19 protein-coding genes, 3 tRNA genes and 1 pseudogene are annotated in these 22,815 nt (G+C 57.9%); 12 read left to right on the forward strand and 11 right to left on the reverse strand.

The window, feature by feature from the left end; translation table 11 throughout:
• Positions 1-187: 187 nt before the first annotated feature.
• A tRNA-Val gene (locus tag F4V60_RS08560) sits at positions 188-263 on the reverse strand.
• Between the two features lie 61 nt (positions 264-324).
• Positions 325-723: a DUF3052 domain-containing protein gene (locus F4V60_RS08565; RefSeq protein WP_075730202.1), complete on the reverse strand. Its 399-nt coding sequence runs from the start codon at positions 721-723 to the stop codon at positions 325-327.
• Between the two features lie 258 nt (positions 724-981).
• Here F4V60_RS08565 and aceE point away from each other — a divergent pair, with 258 nt between their 5' ends.
• From aceE to F4V60_RS08585, 4 genes are all read left to right on the forward strand, one after another.
• On the forward strand, positions 982-3,738 hold the full coding sequence (gene aceE / locus F4V60_RS08570) for a pyruvate dehydrogenase (acetyl-transferring), homodimeric type (protein ID WP_075730203.1): 2,757 nt from the start codon (positions 982-984) through the stop codon (positions 3,736-3,738).
• Between the two features lie 234 nt (positions 3,739-3,972).
• On the forward strand, positions 3,973-4,941 hold the full coding sequence (locus F4V60_RS08575) for a metal ABC transporter substrate-binding protein (protein ID WP_075730204.1): 969 nt from the start codon (positions 3,973-3,975) through the stop codon (positions 4,939-4,941).
• 6 nt (positions 4,942-4,947) lie between these two features.
• Positions 4,948-5,700 (forward strand): metal ABC transporter ATP-binding protein, encoded by a 753-nt coding sequence (locus F4V60_RS08580; protein WP_075730205.1) that lies wholly within the window; start codon positions 4,948-4,950, stop codon positions 5,698-5,700.
• A complete protein-coding gene (locus F4V60_RS08585; RefSeq protein ID WP_075730206.1) occupies positions 5,701-6,561 on the forward strand; it encodes a metal ABC transporter permease in 861 nt (286 codons plus the stop codon).
• 45 nt (positions 6,562-6,606) lie between these two features.
• Here the strand turns inward: F4V60_RS08585 and F4V60_RS08590 are convergent, their stop codons facing one another.
• Positions 6,607-7,635 carry an alpha/beta fold hydrolase gene (locus F4V60_RS08590; protein ID WP_075730207.1) on the reverse strand — a complete coding sequence of 343 codons (1,029 nt, stop codon included), beginning with the start codon at positions 7,633-7,635 and terminating at the stop codon, positions 6,607-6,609.
• 27 nt (positions 7,636-7,662) lie between these two features.
• Between F4V60_RS08590 and F4V60_RS08595 the strand changes: the two genes are divergently transcribed.
• The gene (locus F4V60_RS08595; protein ID WP_075730208.1) at positions 7,663-7,962 is read left to right on the forward strand and encodes an acyl carrier protein; all 300 of its coding nucleotides are present in this window, start codon (positions 7,663-7,665) and stop codon (positions 7,960-7,962) included.
• Positions 7,959-8,741 carry an HAD-IIA family hydrolase gene (locus F4V60_RS08600; RefSeq protein ID WP_075730209.1) on the forward strand — a complete coding sequence of 261 codons (783 nt, stop codon included), beginning with the start codon at positions 7,959-7,961 and terminating at the stop codon, positions 8,739-8,741. The genes F4V60_RS08595 and F4V60_RS08600 overlap by 4 nt, the downstream gene beginning before the upstream one ends.
• 3 nt (positions 8,742-8,744) lie before the next feature.
• On the opposite strand, the gene F4V60_RS08605 is transcribed toward F4V60_RS08600, so the two are convergent.
• The 5 genes and pseudogenes from F4V60_RS08605 to F4V60_RS08625 form a co-directional block, all read right to left on the reverse strand.
• On the reverse strand, positions 8,745-9,248 hold the full coding sequence (locus F4V60_RS08605) for a hypothetical protein (protein WP_232315911.1): 504 nt from the start codon (positions 9,246-9,248) through the stop codon (positions 8,745-8,747).
• Between the two features lie 312 nt (positions 9,249-9,560).
• On the reverse strand, positions 9,561-10,361 hold the full coding sequence (locus F4V60_RS08610) for a serine hydrolase domain-containing protein (RefSeq protein ID WP_075731240.1): 801 nt from the start codon (positions 10,359-10,361) through the stop codon (positions 9,561-9,563).
• 495 nt (positions 10,362-10,856) lie between these two features.
• Positions 10,857-11,738 (reverse strand): annotated as a pseudogene (locus F4V60_RS12775) (trimeric intracellular cation channel family protein); the annotation flags it as partial.
• A gap of 45 nt (positions 11,739-11,783) precedes the next feature.
• Entirely contained in the window at positions 11,784-13,466 is a 1,683-nt protein-coding gene (locus F4V60_RS08620; protein ID WP_075731242.1) for a mechanosensitive ion channel domain-containing protein, read from the reverse strand.
• A gap of 111 nt (positions 13,467-13,577) precedes the next feature.
• Positions 13,578-13,654 (reverse strand) — tRNA-Ile (locus F4V60_RS08625).
• A gap of 209 nt (positions 13,655-13,863) precedes the next feature.
• Between F4V60_RS08625 and F4V60_RS08630 the strand changes: the two genes are divergently transcribed.
• The 3 genes from F4V60_RS08630 (at position 13,864) to F4V60_RS08645 (ending at position 16,303) form a co-directional block, all read left to right on the forward strand.
• A tRNA-Asn gene (locus F4V60_RS08630) sits at positions 13,864-13,936 on the forward strand.
• Between the two features lie 220 nt (positions 13,937-14,156).
• The gene (locus tag F4V60_RS08635) at positions 14,157-14,408 is read left to right on the forward strand and encodes a Rossmann-fold NAD(P)-binding domain-containing protein (protein ID WP_141255992.1); all 252 of its coding nucleotides are present in this window, start codon (positions 14,157-14,159) and stop codon (positions 14,406-14,408) included.
• A 1,625-nt stretch (positions 14,409-16,033) separates the two neighbouring features.
• Positions 16,034-16,303 carry a hypothetical protein gene (locus F4V60_RS08645; RefSeq protein ID WP_075730213.1) on the forward strand — a complete coding sequence of 90 codons (270 nt, stop codon included), beginning with the start codon at positions 16,034-16,036 and terminating at the stop codon, positions 16,301-16,303.
• A 21-nt stretch (positions 16,304-16,324) separates the two neighbouring features.
• Here F4V60_RS08645 and dnaG read toward each other — a convergent pair whose 3' ends face one another.
• A complete protein-coding gene (gene dnaG / locus F4V60_RS08650; protein WP_075730214.1) occupies positions 16,325-18,253 on the reverse strand; it encodes a DNA primase in 1,929 nt (642 codons plus the stop codon).
• 101 nt (positions 18,254-18,354) lie between these two features.
• On the opposite strand from dnaG, the gene F4V60_RS08655 reads away from it, so the two are divergent.
• The 3 genes from F4V60_RS08655 to F4V60_RS08665 all read left to right on the forward strand — a co-directional run bounded on the left by F4V60_RS08655 (position 18,355) and on the right by F4V60_RS08665 (position 20,357).
• Positions 18,355-18,879: a guanyl-specific ribonuclease gene (locus F4V60_RS08655; protein ID WP_075730215.1), complete on the forward strand. Its 525-nt coding sequence runs from the start codon at positions 18,355-18,357 to the stop codon at positions 18,877-18,879.
• A 51-nt stretch (positions 18,880-18,930) separates the two neighbouring features.
• On the forward strand, positions 18,931-19,164 hold the full coding sequence (locus F4V60_RS08660) for a barstar family protein (RefSeq protein WP_075730216.1): 234 nt from the start codon (positions 18,931-18,933) through the stop codon (positions 19,162-19,164).
• A 179-nt stretch (positions 19,165-19,343) separates the two neighbouring features.
• Positions 19,344-20,357: a hypothetical protein gene (locus F4V60_RS08665; protein WP_075730217.1), complete on the forward strand. Its 1,014-nt coding sequence runs from the start codon at positions 19,344-19,346 to the stop codon at positions 20,355-20,357.
• A gap of 59 nt (positions 20,358-20,416) precedes the next feature.
• On the opposite strand, the gene F4V60_RS08670 is transcribed toward F4V60_RS08665, so the two are convergent.
• Positions 20,417-21,712, reverse strand: coding sequence for a deoxyguanosinetriphosphate triphosphohydrolase (locus F4V60_RS08670; RefSeq protein WP_174775542.1), 1,296 nt, complete (start codon positions 21,710-21,712; stop codon positions 20,417-20,419).
• Between the two features lie 464 nt (positions 21,713-22,176).
• Positions 22,177-22,776, reverse strand: coding sequence for a YdcF family protein (locus F4V60_RS08675; protein WP_075730219.1), 600 nt, complete (start codon positions 22,774-22,776; stop codon positions 22,177-22,179).
• Positions 22,777-22,815 lie beyond the last annotated feature (39 nt).

Below are 22,815 nucleotides of genomic sequence, written 5' to 3' on the forward strand. Positions count from 1 at the left end.
GGCCTAAAACGCGGTATTGGCCGGCTTTCGGGCGTTTATATTCCGTCAGGGAATATAAAACCGGCATTTATACATACTTACCAGTGCAAAGAGCAAAATCCAGACACACTTCCTGCTCCTTAGCCCTCGATTGTCGTGGGATAGCGAAAGACCCCACTTCCACAGAGTGTGAAAATGGGGTCTGACCTGGTGCGGCCTGAGGGGATCGAACCCCCGACCTATTGGGTGTAAACCAATTGCTCTTCCAGCTGAGCTAAAGCCGCATGGTGCTTGAGCACTTGCAATAGATTAGCCCAAGCACTTTCGGTTCAACAAACCCGCAGGTTATTTCTTACTATTGCCGCGTGAAACAAGGCAGGAACCCTGCCAATCACCGAGGCGTTCGGCCTTGGTTTGGACGAGTCCGGCTAGCTGAGCAGATTCACTGATTTCTCCCGGATCGACAGTTCCGGAGGTTCCGGCGCCTGGGGTAAGTAGCCAGAGACGTCCGGTGTGGGAAAGCGGGCGAGAAGCGTCGACGAGGCCATCAACCAGGTCGCCATCCCCGTCACGCCACCAGAGGAGAACGGCGTCACAGAGCTCATCAGTCTCTTCGTCGAGGAAATCCTCACCGAGCACTGCCTCAACGTTTTCCGAAATCGCGGTGTCGCAATCCTCGTCCCAACCAAGTTCCAGAGCGATTTGCCCTTTCGTTATTCCGAGCTTGCTGGCAGCATCCGCCACTATCAGTGTCCTTCCAAAGTCAGTGAGATCCCCGCGGTTGACGGGGCTTCAATACATGCAGTTTAACGCGGGGCCACAATCTTTTCCCGCTATTGCTCCATAATCGCCACAAAATTGCACCACAACCGGCTGCTGATTTTTGCTCAGCATCACAGCTAGCGGGGCTAGTGACCGCTTAGCCCCTCCAACATGCATATCAAATATGCCTACGCGTATCCTTGATGGAAATCTGTGTCTACCCATATTTAGGAGGTTTCAATGGCCGACCAAGATGCCGTGAAGGGCGACTCCAATTTTCCGCTCATTCGTGATGGCGTCGCGTCGTACCTATACGACAACGACCCCGAGGAGACTCGCGAGTGGATGGACTCCCTCGACGGGCTTCTTGATTCGTCTGACCCGGACCGCGCGCGCTATCTCATGCTGCGCCTGCTTGAGCGCGCTACCGCTAAGCGCGTTCCGCTGCCTTCGCTGACTTCAACGGACTTTGTTAACACCATCCCCACCACCATGGAACCAGAGTTCCCCGGTGATGAGGAACTGGAAAAGCGCTACCGCCGCTGGATCCGCTGGAATGCGGCCATCATGGTGCACCGCAGCCAGCGCCCCGGCATCGGCGTCGGCGGCCACATTTCTACTTATGCTGGTGCAGCGCCGCTCTATGAGGTCGGCCTGAACCACTTCTTCAAGGGCAAAGATGATCCCTCAGGCGGAGACCAGGTCTTTTTCCAAGGCCACGCCTCCCCCGGCATGTACGCGCGCGCCTTCATGGAAGGCCGCCTATCTGAGTATGACCTTGACGGCTTCCGTCAGGAAGTTTCTCGCGGTAAGGGCGAGGGCCTTCCCTCCTACCCCCACCCACGGCTTATGCCCTGGTTCTGGGAGTTCCCCACCGTTTCCATGGGCATCGGCCCCATGAATGCTATCTACCAGGCACGTTTCAACAAGTACCTAGAGACTCGCGGCATCAAGGACACCTCACAGCAGCACGTGTGGGCCTTCCTCGGTGACGGCGAGATGGATGAGCCGGAGTCACGCGGTTTGCTGCAGACCGCTGCGCTCTACGAGCTCGACAACCTCACCTTCGTCATCAACTGCAACCTGCAGCGCCTCGACGGTCCTGTTCGCGGTAACACGCAGATCATCCAGGAGCTCGAGTCCTTCTTCCGTGGTGCCGGTTGGAACGTCATCAAGGTGATCTGGGGCCGCGCTTGGGATGCTCTGCTGGCCAAGGACCAAGAGGGCGCCCTGGTCAACATCATGAACACCACCTCGGATGGTGACTACCAGACCTTCAAGGCCAATGACGGCGCTTATGTGCGCAAGCACTTCTTCGGCCGTGACGAGCGCACCCTCAAGCTAGTTGAGGATCTCACCGATGACGAGATCTGGGCACTTCGCCGCGGTGGCCACGACTACCGCAAGGTGTATGCAGCGTATGCCAAGGCTCTGGAGAACAAGGGCACCGGCAAGCCCACCGTCATTCTGGCGCTCACGGTCAAGGGCTACGGGTTGGGCCACAACTTCGAGGGCCGCAATGCCACGCACCAGATGAAGAAGCTGACGCTCGAGGATCTCAAGCTCTTCCGCGATAAGCAGGGTATTCCGGTCTCCGATGAGGTCTTGGAGAAGGATCCTTATCTTCCTCCTTACTACCACCCCGGTATGGACGCGCCCGAGATCAAGTACATGCTGGAGCGCCGTAGCGAGCTCGGCGGTTTCTTGCCAGAGCGCCGTGCGAAGTACACCCACCTGCACGCACCGAAGTTGGACAAGCTGCGCTCGGTCCGCAAGGGTTCGGGCAAGCAGAAGGTAGCCACCACCATGGCTCTCGTGCGCACCTTCAAGGAGCTCCTGCGTGACAAGGAGCTAGGCAAGCGCATCGTTCCGATCATCCCGGATGAGGCACGTACCTTCGGTATGGACTCGTGGTTCCCCACCCTCAAGATTTGGAACCCGCGCGGTCAGAACTACGTCCCGGTCGATCATGACCTGATGCTCTCCTACCGCGAGGCCACCGACGGCCAAATCATGCACGAGGGTATCTCCGAGGCTGGTGCCACCGCTTCCTTCACTGCGGCTGCTACCTCTTATGCCACGCAGGGCGAGCCGATGATTCCGCTCTACATCTTCTACTCGATGTTTGGTTTCCAGCGCACCGGTGACTCCTTCTGGGCTGCCGGAGACCAGCTGGCACGTGGCTTCATCATCGGCGCCACCGCCGGCCGCACCACCCTTACCGGTGAGGGTCTCCAGCACATGGACGGACACTCCCCCGTCCTGGCATCGACCAACCCGGCGGTTATCACCTACGACCCGGCCTTTGGTTACGAGATTGCTCACTTGGTCACCCGTGGCATCGACCGCATGTACGGCGAAGAGGACGAGGCAGTCATGTACTACCTTACGGTCTACAACGAGCCGATCTCGCAGCCGGCGGAGCCCGAGGATCTCGATGTTGAGGGCCTGCACAAGGGTATTTACCACTTCAACACTGCGGAGAAGGGTTCCTTGCCCGCCAACATTCTGGCCTCCGGCGTGGGCGTCAACCAGGCGCTCATTGCTCAGGAGATCCTGGCCGAGCAGTTCGATGTCAAGGCATCGGTATTCTCCGTAACTTCGTGGGTTGAGCTCGCTCGTGACGGTGCACGCCGCAACAAGGAGGCCCTGCAGCAGGGCGTTCAGCCCACCGAGGCTTTCGCCACTACCCAGCTCAAGGGATTCGAAGGCCCCTTCGTAGGCGTCTCCGATTTCACCACCGAGCTCCAGGAGCAGATTCGCCCCTACGTTCCGGGCACCTACATCACACTGGGCGCGGATGGCTTCGGCTTCTCCGATACCCGCGAGGGTGCGCGCCGCTTCTTCAACAATGACGCAGTCTCCATCGTCGTCGGCGTCCTTGAGGGCCTTGCCCGCGAGGGCAAGATTGAGCAGTCCGTGGTCGAGGAAGCCGCCAAGCACTTCCACCTCGATGATCCAACCAAGGCTGAAGCCAGCACCGAGGTCGAAGACTAGATTCCGTTAAGGCTTTATCGCCCGCGCTTTCTTAAAACGCAAGGCCCCGGGACAGAGTGATCGCTCTGTCCCGGGGCCTTGCGTTTTTCCTCCCAGGCAGGAGACCCTGCTTGGCGAAGCCGCCCCAACACTTAGGTGGGCTTTCACACAGGGACGTGACAAAGTTCAATAGGTTGAACTATGCTACTTAGGGTCTACAAACATTTGTTTCATTTCACTGAAAGGTAAGGATCAATGCACCTCAAAAGATCCCTGTTCCGCTCTCTCACTGTCTCCATTGCCACAGTAGGAATGGCGGCTTCTCTCGCTGCCTGCTCTTCCAATGGATCGGACACCTCTGGAAGCGAAACTGCAGCAAGCGAAGACAAGGCGCTCGTCATCACCACCTTCACGGTGCTCGATGACATGGCAGAAAACGTCGCCGGAGACCACCTGCGCGTGGAATCCATCACCAAGCCGGGTGCAGAAATCCACGACTACGAGCCAACCCCGAGTGACCTGAAGGAAGCAACGAAGGCACAGCTCATCCTCAACAACGGCCTGGGCTTGGAGCGCTGGTTCGAGAAGTTCACCGCCGATTCTGACGCCACTCGCGTCGACCTCTCCGAGGGAGTGACTCCCATCGACATCAGCGAAGGCGAGTACAGCGGCAAGCCCAACCCCCACGCGTGGATGTCCCCTGAGAACGGTCAGATCTACGTCGACAACATCGTCAAGGCCTTCAGCGAGCTCGACCCCGCTAACGCCGATGACTACCGCGCCAACGGTGAGGCATACAAGGAGAAGCTCGGAGACGTAGCCAACACCCTGGACCGTGAGCTTTCTGGACTTCCCCAGCAGCAGCGCACCCTGGTCAGCTGTGAAGGTGCTTTCTCCTACCTAGCGCGTGATGCCAAGCTCAACGAGCTCTACCTCTGGCCGGTTAACGCCGAGTCCGAAGGTACGCCGCAGCAGATCGCCGCTCTCCAGGACAAGGTCTCCGAGAGCAAGGTTCCTACCGTATTCTGTGAGTCCACCGTCAACACGAAGGCCATGGAGCAGGTTGCTGAGGCTACCGGCGCCACCTTCAACACTGATGCGGATCACCTCCTTTACGTAGACTCGCTCTCTGATACCGACGGCCCCGTTCCTACCTATCTCGACCTCCTTACCCACGATGCCGACACCATCATCGCCGGCCTCACAGCGAAGAAGCAGGACTAGCAACTCGTGTTAGAACAAAACTATGGCATCAAAGTGAAAGACCTGAACGTGTCTTACGGGGCCGTTCGGGCCCTTCACGATGTCAATCTCCGCCTCCCAGCCGGACGTATCTGCGGTCTTGTGGGCATGAACGGCGCCGGAAAGTCAACGCTTTTCTCCGCGCTCATGGGAGTCAATCACGTTGATGGTGGAGAAGTAACATTCCTTGGCACCTCTGCTAAGGAGGCTCGGGATTCGGGCCTCATTGGCTATGTGCCGCAGCATGACGGTATCGATACCGCCTTTCCTCTTAGCGTCCACGATGTAGTCATGATGGGCCGTTACGGTTACCAGAACTGGCTGCGTATTCCGCGCAAAGAGGACAAGGAAGCCGTAGCCGGGGCACTCGAGCGCGTCGAGCTCACTCACCTGGCGCATCGCCAAATTGGTGCGCTTTCCGGCGGGCAGCGCAAGCGCGTCTTCGTCGCCCGTGCTCTCGCCCAGCACGCTCGAGTGTTGTTGCTTGATGAGCCTTTTGCTGGCGTCGACAAGCGCAGCGAGGCCATGATCGTGGAGCTCTTGCATGAGCTGGCCGCCGAAGGGGTAACTATTTTGGTTGCCACGCACGATCTACACGCTTTGCCGAAGCTATGTGCGGAATCCATCCTCCTTAACCGGACGGTAATTTTGCACGATGTCACCAGCGAGGTACTCAAGCCGGAGAACTTGGCGCTTGCTTTCGACCTCAGCGTTGGACGCGCCACGGAGGTAATGGATTAAATGGATTTTGTCTCAATTTTTATAGAACCTTGGCAGTACGCTTTCATGCAACGCGGACTCACGGTCGGTTTGACCACCGCGATTGTCTGCGGCGTGATCAGCTGCTGGCTCATCCTCATCGGCTGGTCACTGTTGGGGGATGCAATCTCCCACGCAGTGCTTCCCGGAGTGGTTTTGTCCTATATTTTTGGTGTCCCTTTCACCATCGGCGCTCTCGTCTTCGCGGCGATAGCTGTTTCCCTGATTGGAGGGATGCGTTCGGGAAAGCTGGTCAAGGAAGACGCGGCCATCGGCATCGTGTTCACCACGCTCTTTGCGCTCGGTACGGTGCTGATATCTGTAACCCCTAGCCAGACGGACCTCAACCACATTCTCTTCGGCAACCTACTGGGCATCACCAGTGGGGATCTGTGGCAGGTGCTCGTCCTAGGCGCAATCACCTTAGTGGTTATCTTGCTCAAGCGGCGTGACCTCACCCTCTTCGCTTTCGATCCTGTACACGCCCGCTCGATCGGGCTCTCCCCGCGTTCGCTGAGCGCTTTACTGCTCGGCGCACTCGCGGTGACGGTGGTCATTTCTTTCCAAGCTGTCGGCGTCATCCTCGTCGTGGCAATGCTCATCACTCCGGGCGCCACCGCGCGTCTGCTCACCGATAGCATTTGGAAGATGATGTGGCTCTCTCCGCTCATCGCCTGCCTGTGCGTCGCCACCGGTATCATTCTGAGCTACGTCTTCGATACCTCTTCAGGTGGCATGATCGGCGTCGTCCTCGGCGTAGTCTTCGCCATTGTCTACCTCTTTAGCCCGCAGGGCGTTATCTCTAACGTCATGCAGCGCCGCAAGGCAATGGCCAAGCTTTAGATTCTGGCACCTGCCGGCCCTTTTACTTAATCGGCGTCGCTGCGATTACTTACCAGCGGCGCCGATTAAGCGATCTAGAGCCTCATTGACCGCCTCTGGTTCCTCCAGGATCAGCATATGACCTGCACCATTTACTTCACACAAAGCCGCAGCAGGCCACTTGTGTGCAATCACCTCGGATTGACTCAGCGGCGTCACCACGTCGAGTGAGCCCACGAGAATATCGCCCGATATACCTTGCAGCCTTGCAGTGGCCGCATACTCAGAATGCTCCAGTAGATCGTCGAAGAAACCAGTATAACTCGACAGCGGCGTATCCAGCAGCATTGCCCCGTGAAAGCGGAGTTTCTCCATCTGTGGAAAGCCCTCCAGCGCCACTGCTAGGGCCGGAACCGCCAGCCGTGCTAGTTCATAACGAATACCGTCAGCCCGGCGCGGCTTACGCAGGCACGCGCGGTACACGGCGCGCAGTGTCCGCGATTGCAGCACCTGAGCCACGCCCTTGGCCGCGAAGCGCCGCATCGAAGTGGCCAATAGCAGCGCAGAGTCAATGCGCTCATACAACTCTTGCGGCGCTCGCCGGATGAGGTTCAGCGCCACCATTCCTCCTAAGGAGTGCCCCACCACCACTATCCGGCCGGTGGGCAGGCGCTGGGACACCACCGCGAGAACGTCATCAGCGGCCGCCTCTACCGTGCACTGCTCGGGTGCTACGGGGGCGGATTGTCCGTGACCCCGGACGTCGACAAGCAGGCAACGCGCCTGCGGAAAACGTGCACGCACGTGCGCCACCTGTGCGTAGAAGCTCTCGGAAGACAAAGAGTAACCGTGGATAAAAAGCACGGTTTGCTCTGCGGATTCTGGGCCCGCCTCAAACCATGCGATGCGCACCCCTTCGTTATCCACGAAGCCGGTAGCGCTGAGCTGGGTGAGCCCTAGCTCGGTTCGGTGATCGTGCAGGTTAGCAGTGATAGTGCGTGAAGCAGCCCTCGTCCTAGGGCGCAGGCGCTCGCCCCAGCTGCGGCCGACCGCGCCGAGACCAGACAGAACGCGCGAGTGTTTCCTCAAAGCCATAGCGCCATCAATACTAGACTCGGGTTCATGTCTAATGACTTCAGCGCCCAACTCCAAGCTCGTTTTCAGGGCGCACAGCCCCGCAACGATTCCCCCGAGCCTTCCGATGTCTATGGAAAGCTGACGCAGCTCATCAGCAAGGTGACGGGAATTACAGAGGGGCTGGAGCGCGATGCCCGCTTTGAGGATCTCGGTGTGGCATCCCTGGACTTCATCGAACTCACCGTGCGTGCTGAGGATGAGTTCAAGGTACGTTTGGAAGAGGAGACGATGGCGGAGATTTCCACCATCGGCGAACTAGTCAACTATGTGGAGGAACACCAGTGATTTCTTACCTGTCTGACATGGACGGCGTCCTCATCAAAGAGGGAGAGATGATTCCCGGAGCGGATAAGTTTATCCAGACCCTCTACAACAATGACATCGAATTCATGGTCTTAACCAATAACTCCATGTCCACGCCGCGCGATCTGGCCGCCCGGCTGCGCAACACCGGGCTCAACATTCCTCCAGAACGTATTTGGACCTCTGCCAAGGCCACCGCCACCTTCTTGTCCACCCAAGACAAAGAGGGCACGGCCTTCGTCGTTGGTGAGTCGGGACTGACCACCGCCATGCACGAGGAGGGCTGGATCCTCAGCGATAACAACGCCGAGTTCGTCGTGCTCGGGGAAACTCGTACTTATTCTTTCGAGGCGATCACCACCGCCATCAACCTGATTCGCGGGGGCGCGCGCTTCATTGCTACCAACCCGGATGTCACGGGGCCTGCACCTCATGGTGTCTTGCCTGCCACTGGTGCGGTAGCCGCGCTCATAACGGCCGCCACCAACCGCGAGCCCTACTACGTGGGCAAGCCCAATCCTGTCATGATGCGCTCGGCGCTGAACAATATCGGTGCGCACTCGGAGGACACGGTCATGATCGGGGACCGTATGGACACCGACGTCAAGGCAGGGATTGAGGCCGGCATGAAGACCATCTTGGTGCGGACCGGCATCAGTGATGAAAAAGAAATCGCGCGCTACCCTTATCGCCCCTCCACCGTTGTGGAGTCCGTAGCTGAGCTTCCAGAGCGCATCTACGATCCTTTCGAGCAGGATTAGAAGCTAGGCCTGGCGCAACGCCGCCGAGAAGCCGTGGGTGCGGGCCAACTCCCCCACCGCGCTCTCTAGCGAGCTAAGCTCCTGGGCAGTTCCGGTAAGCACCTGGTGGCAGCCGAGCCCCGCTGCAGAGGTAGAGGCAGCCTCTCCTGCTTGGCTGCTCGATGAGCAGCCTCGGGGCTTTCCAGCAGCCAAAGACTCGAGGCTGGGGCGATCCCTGAACCAGCGCGTGCACCACTGTGCACTGAGCGGATCCTCTCCTGGAACGATGAACTCGGATTCACTGCGCAAACACTCATACATTGCTTCCTCAATAGCTGGGCGCAGGGTGCGAGGCATTCCGGATATGACAAGTACACCCGTGAGCACGGGGCCGGAATTGTGGTTGGGCCAAGCGTGGACGGGCGAAACAGACACCGGCTGCGGGTGGTTTCCAGGCTGCGTCGGCGCAGTGGCGGTGCAGGTACCAGAAACTTCCTTGACCGGTGCGGTATGAACGCGGAAATCCATAGCCGATATCTCCTTATAAAATGCACAAACACCACGACCCTCACCATGCACGGAGGCCACAACGTGCCGACATTGCTCAAGGCGCGCGGCTGCAACCAGACAGGATAAGAGCCTCGGTGCAAGACGAGCTTCGTCTTCCCCAACGAACTGCATCTGCATCAAGGCGCTATCGAAAAAGCGGATATCTTGTTCTATATGCGATTTTCCCCGCGTTACGTCGCCTCCATCAACCCTCAACCACCACTCAACCCCCCGATTGCTAAATCTCAACTGAAGGTTTAGTTTGCGGAGATTGTCACCAAAGCACACGCCTTAGGCTGCACATTCCCGCCAAATAGAAGTGTTGGTATCTGCCCACAGTGGCTTGGCCCAGTCCCCGAAATCGTGGTCCGTCAGGGCCACCATGGCCCATCCCTGCGCAAGCCATAGGTAGGTCCCCGTCATGCCAAAGTGTCCCACGGCAGACTCCGGCAATGCCCCCATCCAATGATCCTTTTGGCCGTGCACCTCAAAGCCCAAGCCCCATGTGCAGTCCTTGAAGCTCCCATAGCCAGGTACGATGCCGCGCAGGCCAGGAAATTGCACGCTGCGCATCTCCTGCACCGTGGACGGGTGAAGCAGCTGCGGCGCTTGCACCTCGCGAGCAAAAGCCGCGAGATCGGCCACCGTGCTGATAAGTCCGTGTCCCGCCGACCCGTGCAATACCGTGTCCTTCATCCCCAAGGGTTCACACACGCCTTGGCGCAGATACTCCGGGAAGCTCATGCCTGTGGCATCCTCAACGAGTTCCGCAGCCCATTCATAACCTGCTGAAGAATAGATGCGGCGGTGTCCCACAGCCTTAACCGGCTCGCGGCTGTCAAAGCCAATCCCGGAGGCATGCGCCAACAAGTGCCTCAGCGTGGAACCTGCGGGGCCAGCTGGCTGATCCAACTCGACCGCGCCTTCTTCCGCTGCGAGCATAATGGCATAGGCAACGACGGGTTTGGTGACCGAGGCCACCGCGAACTCACGGTTGCTATCCCCCAGCTCAACGACTACTTCGCCGTCGTGGAGCAAAGCCGCCGCAACGTTATCAGCCGGCCAGTTGGAGACCTCACTAAAAGCACTCATGAGAAAAACCATAGCAATTCTCCGCGGCCTTTCTGCCCAATCACACCGGAATCCCTCGAAGGAGGCTTAATCCTGTGACTCTCCAGTAGCCTCGCGGTACTTGTGTACGAGCTTGTCAATAAGCTCGTCAGTCAGCGTGTCATCAGCGAGAATGGCGTCCAGCATGCGGCGGTGCCCCCGCGCCAGCTCCGCAGCCTCCCGCGCCTCGTACTCCCCCTCATCGTAGTCATCATAGGAATCACCGCTGAGATCCATTCCTATCTCCGAGAATAAGCCTTCGCCTTCCTTTGACCCCGTCTTGGTACCTTCTTTGGCGCCCTCCTCCGTACCTGCCTGCGAACCGCCTTCAACCGCAGGAGAAGCTAGTGCCGGTGAGCCCTCTTTATGGCCCCGCGCCGAGCTTCGAGGCGCAGTGGAGGGCTTCAACTTCCCGGCTACCGCACCAGCGGAGTCTCCCCCATGCCCAGCTTCCCCTGCGCTGCCTGGATCGCCGATGGCCTCAAACTGGGTGGTGAACTCGGCGTAGAACTCGTCGGCCTCTGAAACCGCCTGCGAGCGTTTTGTGCCGCGGCGTACTTCTTTTTCAATCCTGCGCTGCAGTGCCTTTTCCATCTGGCGGTGCCGCCAACTACGAATCTTGGTGGGCTCAATGCGTCGTCCCACAGAGCGCCCGCGGTTCTCCGCCTTCTTTGCCAAAGCAGCCACCTGGACCGCGGTATCGTTCACCGGCGCCCAATCTTGGTCTGTGCGCAGGCGCCACCCGCCCCAGTAGCCCGTCAAGAAGAGCAGCAGGCTGACCACGGGCCCCGCGACCATCCCCCACACCAATAAGTCGAGGGAATGACAAGCTACGACGACCCCCGCGCACGCCACCGCGGGGATCACCGTGGGCTGGTTATCCCCGAATACGGCCGGCACTCGCCCAGTGACGATATCGCGGATCATCGATCCGCCCGTGGCTGTGAATACTCCCATCATGATGCATGGCAGAAGTGGGAGTCCATAAGAGATGGCCTTGACCGTGCCAGTGCCGGCCCACAGGGCGGAGACCACGGCGTCGCCATGCGCCTGTAGAAGCTCCCAGGTTCGCCCCTTGAAGAACACGAAGCGGGCTATCAAAGCACCAGTAAAAGCCAGGATGAGGTACTCCGGCTGCGACATGGCCGCTACCGTGCCGCGACTGATGAGAACATCACGGATCATGCCGCCGCCGAGGGCAGAGATCAACGCGATAAAGAAATAACCAACGATGTCATACCCGCGTTGGCGGGCTATCGTTCCACCAATCATTCCCATCAGCAAAACACCGCTGACGTCGGACCAGCGGTACAGGGAATCAACGAAGGGATCTACTGCCATAAGCGGTATTGTATGCATGCCCCATCGCATCCCCCTGCTACGACTCCCCTGAGCCGGCTACGCCTAACGCAGCGCGGTGGTGGGCTCAACAGAAGGTGCGCTGCGTCCCTGCATGCCACCCGGATTGGTAGTACCCGGCGCGGTGGTCTGGGTAGCAGTACCCTGCTCACCTTGCTGCGTTCCGGTAGGAGCCGTCTGTTCCTGATCCTGGCGCTCGTTGAACTGGTTCTGCCGGTTGGCATCACTCGGCTCTGTCTCCTCGGTCGCCGTCTCCTGCTGCTGGGTAGGAGACTGGGTCGAAGTTGGCTCCGCAGGCTCGGAAGTCGGCCCCAGCGAAGTTTCCGGAAACTGGGTAGGTGTTTCCTCGCTGGAGCTGGCCGGAGTGTCGCGACCATCGCGCCAGTTGGAAGGAGCAAGCCACCCGCTCTGGCCATTTTCCGGACTGCTCGAGACCAAAATCAGCAGCCCCACGACGACAAGAGCAACAACAAGCTCCGTGGTGGACGCACGAACTCGACCCCCAACAGTAACTATCTTCTCCCAGCGATTGTGCAGCTTCTGGTCGCGCCAGATTCCATTCCACGACTCCTTGGAATCATCCTCTTCCAAGGGGATGACGGGCGAAGTCCCCCCTGGTCCATCATCCTTCGCGCCCGGCGCCAACTTTGGATTGGCTGCGGCTTCCTTGCGCGCCGCCTCCTCTGCTTCCGCGGAGTCCCCCTCCGTATGCGCTGAGCTTGACGACGCCGCACTTGCAGCGGTGGAAATCACCTGGGTGTCGTCGTCTGCGCTGACTAATCCACTGGAGCGATTCTCGACGTCCTTGGGCTCCGCAGAATCCCCAGCAGCAACGCCGCCTTCAGTGTCTGCAGAGTCTTCCTCCCCACCACCATCAAAGAGTCCATTCGCAAAAGCCTCTGGCACGCTGTAGTGGCTCCACAGCGTCGATAGCAAAGCAGAGCGAATTGCACGTTCCACTGCCCACTGCCGAGCCGGGTTGACCACAACCATGACGCGATAATTAACCTGCCAAGGCTGGCCCGCTGCAGTCGGCGCCACCACGCCGGTAGCCGGCAAGACCTCAAGTTCCCCTGCTACATCTTTGACGATTGACGGGTTTTCGATGGCCTTCTTGGCCACCGCCTCGACGCGCTCGGTGATCTCCCCCACGGTCTCCCCATCAAGAACGGGAACCGCCAGGTCCACGACGGCGCGGGACCAGTCCTGGGAGTAGTTAGACACGACCCCCGCTTGGCCGTTGGGGACGGTCACCACCTCGCCATTGGGGGTACGGATCTTGGTCGTTCGCAGGGTCAGCGCAACAACGGTGCCTTCGGTTGCATTCTTGGTGCCCAAGCTAACGTAGTCACCCACGCCGAATTGCTTCTCCGAAAGGATGAAGAAGCCGGCTAGGAAGTCACCGATAATTGTCTGCGCACCGAAGCCGATGGCAGCCGAGACAACAGTCGCGGGAATGGCCGCACCCAGCGGCGGAACTCCAAGGTTCGTGAGGGCTGCGACCACAATGATCAAGTAAGCCGCTGCCTGCAAGACGTAAATCAAGGCGCCAGCTAGCGCGAGCCGCGCCTTAGTTGCCTCCTCGGTCTCATCGAGCTTGGACTCAATGATTCGCACCGCCAGGCGTCCGAGACGCGGGATCAAAATCGCTATAAGGAGCAGCGCTAACAGCGGTAAGCCATGGTCGACCGTGGCCTGCCATAGTTGAAAAAAGTAGTACCGTAGCATGCTTCCCACCATAGACGCGCCATAATTCTCCGTGCCCGTCGCTGGCGGCAATGTCAGGGAACTCTTAGATTGCGTACGGGCAACGCCAAAAGGGTGCCTGAAGAAAGCTTGTGGTGGGGCCACCGGGGCTCGAACCCGGGACCAATGGATTATGAGTCCACGGCTCTAACCGACTGAGCTATAGCCCCACGCCGCCAAAGGCGACTTTTTGAGTATATATATAGGCCCGTGCTTTGACCTAACTGCCCCGCCGCCACCTCTTGAGAAGAAACACTGCACACTCAGTATCAACCAAAAAATCCTAGATACACAGGCAATTTGGCATCTTTAACAAATATGAATATAGTTAGTCCTCGTTGCAAAGAGTGGTTCCCACAAACCACTCCCTGCACACTATTCCTCCATAGCTCAGTTGGCAGAGCATTCGACTGTTAATCGAAGGGTCACTGGTTCGAGCCCAGTTGGAGGAGCAATACATAACCCCCGTTCATCTTGCTTCTGCAGGTGAGCGGGGGTTTCTGACTTTTACATCAACCCGATAAGGGGGAGATTTTAGCCCGCCATTTCCTGCCGCTTATCTCGTGGATTTGTCGTGGGAATTAGCAGACACAAAGCCCTGACGATAACTTCCAGCAGAGAATAACCAAATTCTGCAGTACGATACTAGAACAACGCTCAGACCAGGTGACCATGACTGAGAAACCAAGTACTCTACGCTTGAAGATCGACGGCTGCCCAGGAGAAATTGACTTGAAAGCGCTTGAAAAATCCATTCAAGCAGTTTCGAAGCTTATCCGAGCAATCGGAGGGGCGGACGCAATGCAAAATGTTGAGGGTTTAAAGACAAGTAGTGCAATTGTCGATGTCACGACAGAGACCATAAACGCGAAAAACCATAACGGTTGGTCTCCGGTCTTTATCTTCCAGCAGTCACCTTCCTGACGGGTTCACAAATAGCGCGCTGAAAGCCATCGAAGACCTGCATAAAGTCTCCAAAATCGATGGTGTTACAGGAGTATGTTTCGGCTCGCTTCAGCACCCAATTCGAATTGATCACAGGGTCTTTGTCCACGCCGCAGAAGCACGAAAGGCATTCAAACAGTCTCTTGGATCCGTAAAAGGCACTTTGTATCGGTTCAGTGCTTCTGAGAACAAGTTGCAGGCTGGACTCGTGGACTAAAAGTCGGGTCACCACGTCAATCTCACGCTCCAACAGGACCACGTGAAACCCGTGTTGGACTCTATGCAAGCTGAAGTCCGCGTCTGGGGAATCCTTACCAGAGATCCCCCAACGAACGATGTACTCGAAGTTAAGGTGAAAGGAGTGCGCAAGGTCGCGAAAAAAGATTGCGTTAGGGAGGGTGCCCACACTGTACAGGGAATTCTTGGTCATGAATGTCTCGACGGAATCGACCCTGCGGAATTGGTGAGGCGTGAACGTGGCGCCTAAGACCCCTCTCCCCTACATAATCATTAATACCTGCGCTTAGATTTCTTTCTTCTCATACTCCCTAGGCCGAAAGCTTCTGAAACCCAACGCCACAGAAACCGAGAACGTCGACGTTTCGAACGGCGTTGCGGCGCTTATAAATGGCCACAATAGCGACCACATCATCATCGTGATGCCTACGGCTATTTACTTAGAGTTACTGGGCGCTATCAGAGGAAAAGGCCTTACCCAAGGTAAGGAGCGAAAAGTGGTAGGCAAGGCTATCGAGTACTTGGAGCAATTCGATTTCCTATTTGTAGAGCTCGACGAATACGTCGCAGAGATCGCTAGCGGATACATAAGCTCATTCCATCTGACCGGGATTGACGCATCAATTCTCGCGTCTGCATCGATTTACGAAGCACGTCATTTGTGCACAACAGATACCCAACTCCTGAACGTCGGGGATAAAGTGCCTGGCGTCTCAGTGGAGCGTCCATCATACCCAAGTACCATCCTTTGACTGATCCTCGGATTTCTTTCACTCACTACCAGTGATAGAGAACTACCCCAAAACGCGGAAAAGTCTCCACTAGCCGGAGTGCCTAGTCAGGGTCAGCTTTGACCGCTTCCGATGCGTCTTCTAGATGCTATGGGTGAGTGCCCAGGCGGGTTGCGCGAAGCTCTCTTCTCTTTCGACGGAATTGAAAGTAGCGGCCGTGAATACGACTATGCTGAACTGGCTTGCTTCTGCGTAGGCTCCAGTGTCCGCGGACAGCTTAGGCGGGGCTATCTGCGACATCGAGTGTTAGACCACTGATGCAACAGGCTACTCAGTGCTGAAGGTAGTGGATTCTTGGCTCAAAGGCGGGGTGCTGCGAACTGAGGACGTGGAACTCTGAGAGAGGCTCGCCGTTAGCAACGCGGCCATCGCAATAGCGGCCGACGTCGCATGACAAAGACGAGATTCTTGTTCCACCATTTCAAACTATCGTCTCCACAGCGCAGAGAAAAGAGCCCATTGACAGAAAAGGTTCAGACCACCCCTGTCCTTCACACCCACGGCCCGCAAAGTTGAAACGGGTAGTATTAAACCCAAGCAATTTTCAAGCACTCCGTCGAGGGGAGACCATCACCCATGATCCAGTTCGTTGTCGGCGCCGCCGCTGGTTATATCTTTGGCACCAAGGCAGGCCGCAAACGCTATCACCAGATCAAGGGCGCCTACGAGAAGGCGATCAACTCCCCCGTTGCCAAGAATGCCGTCAACGCCACGCGCAAAGCCGTGGCCAACCGGCTCGACCCGGAACCACGCATGCGCGAGATCAAAGATGTTTCGGCCAAGAAGAATTCCCGCGGGACGGTAAACCCTAATCCAGACCGCATCTACGAGCCCGACGAGGACTAGTTCTCCCCCCGTCCTTGCAGGTTAGGCCGTCCCAGGGGCTCCGGGCGTTCCGCGGAAAGCGCGGTCGTTGAGGTCGCGGCGTGCTTGCTCAAGGGCGACGAGATCAGCAAAGAGGGAGTTGTAGCTCTCCTCATTATCCGAAGGCCGCATGCGCCCCAACTCAGCTTTGAGCTGCGCAATCTGGTCCCCCACGCGGGTCTCCTGCAGGCGGGAGAATACGGAATCCGCATAAGTCTCCCAGTCCGTATCCGTGGGCAGGATCTGCTCCACTGCTAGCTCAGAGACGAAGTTCCTTCCGGTGAGATCGCGCATCTCCCCCGCCACTGCGGCTATCCAATCCACATTGGACATCGTTGCTCCTGCGGTGGCTCCGCCTACAGCGGCGATAGCGTGGCGCACGATGCGATAGGCCTCATTGGTATAGGCATCCTCAGCGATTCCATCGAAGTAGGAGCTGGCCACCTGTGGATATTGCAATGCGAGCTTCAACGCCTCCCGCTGTGGCCACAGATAAGTCTCTTTCGGGCTCGGCGGGTGAATCATCGGCACGTCTTGTTGCGCCGGCTGCGGGGTGGTGTCGAAACGATTAAAGCGCGGCTTTTCCTGCTTGCGCGGCTTTCTTGCCTCCTCGCGCACCTGCTGCAGGACTTCTTCTGGGTTGGGCCAGCCCACCCAACCGGCGAGGCGGCGCGCATACTCGCGTTGCAAGGGCGTATCACGGATCTGCGCCACGACCGGAACTGCTCTGCGCAATGCCTGGAGGCGGCCTTCCGGAGTATCGATTCGATACTCAGAAATGACGGATTGGATAACGAACTCGAACATTGGGATGCGGTCCGCCACGAGGTCGCGCACAGCGACGTCGCCACGCGCGAGGCGCAGGTCACACGGATCCATGCCGTCGGGGGCAACGGAGACGAAGGATTGACCCGTGAAGGCCTGTTCGCCTTGGAATGCGCGCAAGGCTGCCTTTTGCCCTGCCTCATCGCCGTCGAAGGTATAGATGAGCTCACCGTTGAAATAAGAATCATCGAGCATCAACCGGCGCAGGATCTGCAGGTGCTCAGAGCCGAAGGCGGTGCCGCAGCTAGCGACGGCAGTTTTAACGCCGGCGGCATACATCGCCATGACGTCCGTGTATCCCTCAACGACCACGGCCTGGTGCGCCTCGGCAATATTGCGCTTGGCAAGGTCGAGTCCGAATAGCACCTTCGATTTATGGTAGAGCATGGTGTCCGGCGTGTTCATGTACTTGCCGAGCTTGTCATCCTCAAAAAGCTTGCGGGCACCGAAACCGATGACGTTGCCGGAAAGATCCTTGATGGGCCACAGGACTCGGCGGTGAAAGCGATCAATCGGTCCGCGCTTGCCCATCTTAGAAATGCCCGCCGCCTCTAGCTCTTCGAAGGAAAAGCCCATGCGCAAAAGGTACTTGGTGGCAGTGTCCCAGCCCTCGGGTGCATAGCCGCACTCAAAGTCGTAGATGATCTCTTTGGAAAAGCCCCTGTCCAGAAGGAAATCTCGCGCGAGCGCTGCCTGCGGGGTCTCCAACTGCTTCCGGTAGAACTCGTGCGCGGCTTTGTTCGCCGCGATAAGGCGCTGGCGCGTGCCCGGCTTCTCGTTGCGGGCTCCCGTGGTGCCGCCCTGGTAGTTAATGTGGTAGCCAATTTTTTGGGCTACCGCCTCTACCGCCTCGGGGAAAGTGACTTGTTCCATCTCCATGAGGAAGTTGAATACATCGCCACCCTTGCCCGTGGAAAAGCAGTGATAATAGCCTCGTTGAGGTCGAACGTGAAAAGAAGGGGTCTTCTCGTCCTTGAAGGGTGATAGCCCTTTCAACGAGTCGTAACCAGCCGGCTTGAGCTGGACGTATTCGCCCACGATCTCTTCGATAGGCGCGCGTTCACGGATAGCTTGGATATCGCTCTCCGGGATTCTGCCTTTTGCCATGAGTTAGAGACTACCGCGCGCGCTTCGCCGGCGCGGCATCGCCAAGCACCGCAGTGTTAGTTAGATTTCCAGTTTGGGCTCAGGGCTGGGAGGATAAAGGAATGGCACAATCCCGCAGTCCTCGAAAGTCGGTGCCTGCCGCCATCGGCGCCGCTGTGCTCGTCCTTGTCGGCGGCTACTTCGGCATCGACTTCGCCACCGATTCCGGCGCGAAGTCGGCATCTGAGGCTTCTTCCTCCGCCACCGCGATCACTGCGTCATCACCAGCACACAAACCTAGTACCGCGCGCAGCCCTAAGACGGAGCCAACCGCCGCTGGAGGATTCCCCTCCTGCCCGCTGTCTTCTTTGCCTGCTCAAGCGGAGGACACCGCAGCCGATATCCTCGCCGGTGGCCCCTTTGAGCACCCCGATAATGACAACGTTCGCTTTGGAAACTACGAGGGAACCCTTCCCCGACAGTCGCGGAACTACTACCGCGAATACACCGTGGACACCCCAGGAATTAACCACCGCGGTGCCAAAAGGATAGTTACCGGCGGCGGAACCGAAACTGATCCCGAGGTCTGGTATTACACCGATGACCACTATGAATCCTTTTGCGCGATTCCCGACGCCGAGTATTAACACCCACCCCGCTCACCCCTCCCCGTGGCACCATTGATTAAGGCACTACTTATGCAACGCATTCTCCTGACAGAACCCATACGCAGCAAAGAGGGGTTCTATGCCGCCTTGGGACGCGTGCGCGGATGCGCCAACGCTACGCCACGCAACCTCGATGCATTAGCTGATTTCCTACGCGAAAACCATGTCAAGGTCATCGTGGCCGCAGACTTGTTGTTGGAGCCGGCCGATTACGCCGCTATCGGCCTAGTTCTGCGTGACCTTTCCATCCGTCTCGTGCGCTAGGGCATCTACAAGACTAGGGCATCTACAAGACTAGGACCTATACAAAACTGCCGACAAGCCGCCTGTATTAGCAGGCAGTGTGGCTATTCGCTGTGTAACATACGAAACATGCGGAACAGATCCAGCTCTAACCTGCTGGTTTTCTCCGGATCTATCCACCAGCGAAAAGAGGATTGCTCATGGCGTTTTGGAACAAGAAGAATAAACCCGTTGTAGACCAGACCACCGCAGAGGCGGTTGATCCCGCTCTTTTCGTTTCCGGGGCCTTGCGTGGAGCGCTGCTAAGCTTGGGTAAGGACTTCCTTATGGAGGACACCGGTTCCGTCTTTGTCCTGGAGTACCCAGATGCCAAGATTCGCTTTAGCGTCAACCGCGGCGCACCCGTTGTTCAATCCCAAATCGAGCTGACCAAGCCGCTGCCAACGGACCAGCTCACGGATCTGGTGGTTCTAGCCAATGATCTCAACCGCGATCCCATCTTCGGGTCGGTCGACCCCATGCACGGGCCCGAGGGAGCCGTGGTGCAGGCACAGAATGCACTGCTTTACTCCGAGGGAGTGACCCTAGAACAGGTGCGTGATTTCGTTGAAATCGTGACTTCGCACGTTGCTCCGCGCCTATGCGCGCATGTCGTAGACACTTTTGGGATAGATTGCGATCCACAGCAGTTCAGCACGCAGGCACAGTCTCCAGATCCGCAGGTGATGGAGACCATCGAGGAATCCGTCATTGCCCCGCCTTATGTTCTTTCCTCGGCGGCGACTACCCCAGTTACGCTCGAGCGCATCGTAGCCAGCCCCGCTGTTAGCGATCTGGAGCTCAGTGAAGTCCCGAAGGAGAAGCTGCCCGAGTTCGTGGCCTCCTCCAAAGACATGGAGCGCTGCCTTTCTTTCGAGTATCAATCATTGCCCATGTTCCTCGCGCTGAGCCAAAGCCAAGCCAGCGTCTTCGTGGAAGCCTCCATGCCTGCCCATGATGCGTTGAAGTACATCATTGCGCTCAGCGAGTTCTCCACCAGCAAGGCGCTTATCAAGGCCTCCTTTGCAGACGACAAGACCTTAGTGACTGGGACCTTCTACACCGCTGGTGGGCTTAGCGATGGCCAACTGGACGGGCGCCTCGACGCCGTAATCAACCAGGCAATTCACGGGATCAACGAGGCTTTCGCCCTCGCGCACCAGAGCAACGAATAGGCTCAGGCAGCGCTGGGGACTATAGGCCCATATAGGAACCTATATGGGCCTAAATGAACCTAGTCGAGGAATCCGGTTAACTCGGCGCTGCGGTGGGCCAAACGCTCAAGGCGCGATTCCGTCATCGAGGCAATCTGATCGATGATGACACGTTGGCGCTCGGTGTCGCTCTCAGCGCGCCTCCACCAACCGGCAAACATGGCGTCGAGAGAACCGGGCGCTCCCGCCGAAAGGTAGTCATAAACGCGGAAGATCCTTTCCCTCTGCCGGTCTTGGCGCCGCAAGTGCGCTGGCTCATCCATGACGTAGAGGACCGCAATGGTTTTTAGGAGTTTTACCTCTGCCCGCGCAAGCTCTGGCACATAAAGCTGCCCCTTCTCCCGCCCGAGCTCCCCTGCGGCGATGAGGTCTGCATTTCCTTCCTCAGTGGCCTTGATGGTCGCGCCTACGTAGCGCCCCACCAACTCCGAGGTCATCTTCTTCAAAGTGGCATAGGAGCGCAGGCTGTAGTCAAAAGAGCCTATCGCGTTAATAACGTCGAGCCTGCGCAGGGAATCCGCGGCCTCTAGCAGCTCGCTGGCACTTCCCCCGAAGGCCCGCGCGCCTTTCTCAGCCAGATTGGCAAGCTCCACTAAGTCCCAGAGCACATTGAGGGAAATACGGCGGGAGATGATCCCGTCCTCGACGTCATGCACGGAATAGGCCACGTCATCGGACCAGTCCATGACCTGAGCTTCCATTGGAGGCCAAGAGTCATCATGGCCTGCGCGCACCCAATCCAAGATATGGGCATCAGCGTCATAGCAACCGTACTTCCGGTTGGTCGTACCATCCGGGTCGGTCTTTATCCGCGGATACTTGCAAGCAGCATCGAGCGCCGCACGAGTGAGATTAAGCCCAAAAGACTCCCCGTCATCGCCGACAACCTTGGGCTCTAAGAAGGTAAGAATGCGCAGCGTCTGGGCGTTTCCCTCGAATCCTCCACAATCTTGCGCCAGCTCGTTGAGCGCTGTCTCACCGTTATGCCCATAGGGCGGATGCCCAATATCGTGCGTGAGCCCTGCCATGTCACAGAGATCTGGGTCTACTCCTAGCCCACTACCAATCCCCCGTGCTATTTGGCCTACCTCTAGGGAGTGGGTCAAACGGGTGCGCGGAGTGTCCCCATCCCGGGGGCCGACGACCTGAGTTTTATCCGCCAAACGCCGGAACGCTGCGGAGTGGAGGACCCTAGCTCGGTCACGGGCGAAGGCGCCGCGTTGTTCTTCGACCGCTACAAATGCAGAACCTTTGGGGCTTTCATCGAAGCGCCGAGCGAAGTCCGCCGCGCGGTAGGTATAAGTCACCCTTGACATTTTAGTCGCGCTGCGCCAAGCACCGAGAAGGAACTTGAAGTGTTTCTAGAAAATATGGGGTATAGCACGAAAATGAGCAAACTTGCAGGCCTAATTTAACAGAAAAGTCCCTCCCGCTTCCCATGAAAGGAACCGTGAGGGACGTAATCAGGCTTGTAGCTAAGCTACACAACCATTCGGCAATCTACTCGCCGAAGATGGTGGAGGACAGGCCCTCAACGCCAAAGAACAGGGAGTTGATACCGAATTGCAGGAAGCCGAGAACGAAGTCGATGGTGTTGGAAACGATGTCAATCATGTGATTGTCCTTTCAAAGGGGGAATAACTCTTACAAGAAACACCATAACAGAACGGTCACGGAGAAAAAACTCATGCGGTGTTGGTATTGGTCTACACCCGCCTATTCTCTAGACCAAAACTAGCGTGACCAGTGCTTTTCGCGGAATGGTACTTTTTTACAAATTTTAACTTTTCTTACGGAGCTGCGTGTGTCGAAGCTTTCGCGAGGGCCTAAACCAGCCCTCGATATAGTGCAGGAAACTACGCAGCTTTCGCGCGGTCTCGGCGGAGAATACGTGCCCTGCTGCTAACACCACCATGCCGCCGCCCTCATGCGCGAGATAACGCCACCACGCCGCCTGCTGCGGGGTGTATGTGAAATCTTTTACCCCTACCACTCGGGCGCTAAAGCCGAGTTCCCGAGCAATGAGATAGGTCCGCAACCGGTGCAGTGGGTCGGTGACAATGACGACGTTCCGGAAGGGATGGGCCTCTCGCACCGCTTCGAGAGAGCCGCGGGTATCCGAGCCGTTGGTCACGGCGTAAACGTTCCGGGGCGGACGTCGCCTAGCGCCGCCTCCGGATTCTTGTTGCAAAGCGTCGTCCAGGTAGGTCTTGCCCACCTCGGCTTCGGTGAAGCGATCGCCGGGAAGTTTTCCGCCCACGGTAACGATGGGGCACTCAGCAGGGACACGCAATGCCTCCTCAAGGCGCGCACGCAGGATCCGTGAGGGCCGACCGTCGTACTGTGCGGCCCCAAGAACGACAACTGCTTCGGGTTTCATCCCTCCCAGCTTATGCCCGTCGGCGGTATCGTGGTGGGC

The sequence above is a fragment of the Corynebacterium flavescens genome (assembly GCF_008693105.1).
In the GTDB taxonomy this organism is placed as follows: Bacteria; Actinomycetota; Actinomycetes; order Mycobacteriales; family Mycobacteriaceae; genus Corynebacterium; species Corynebacterium flavescens.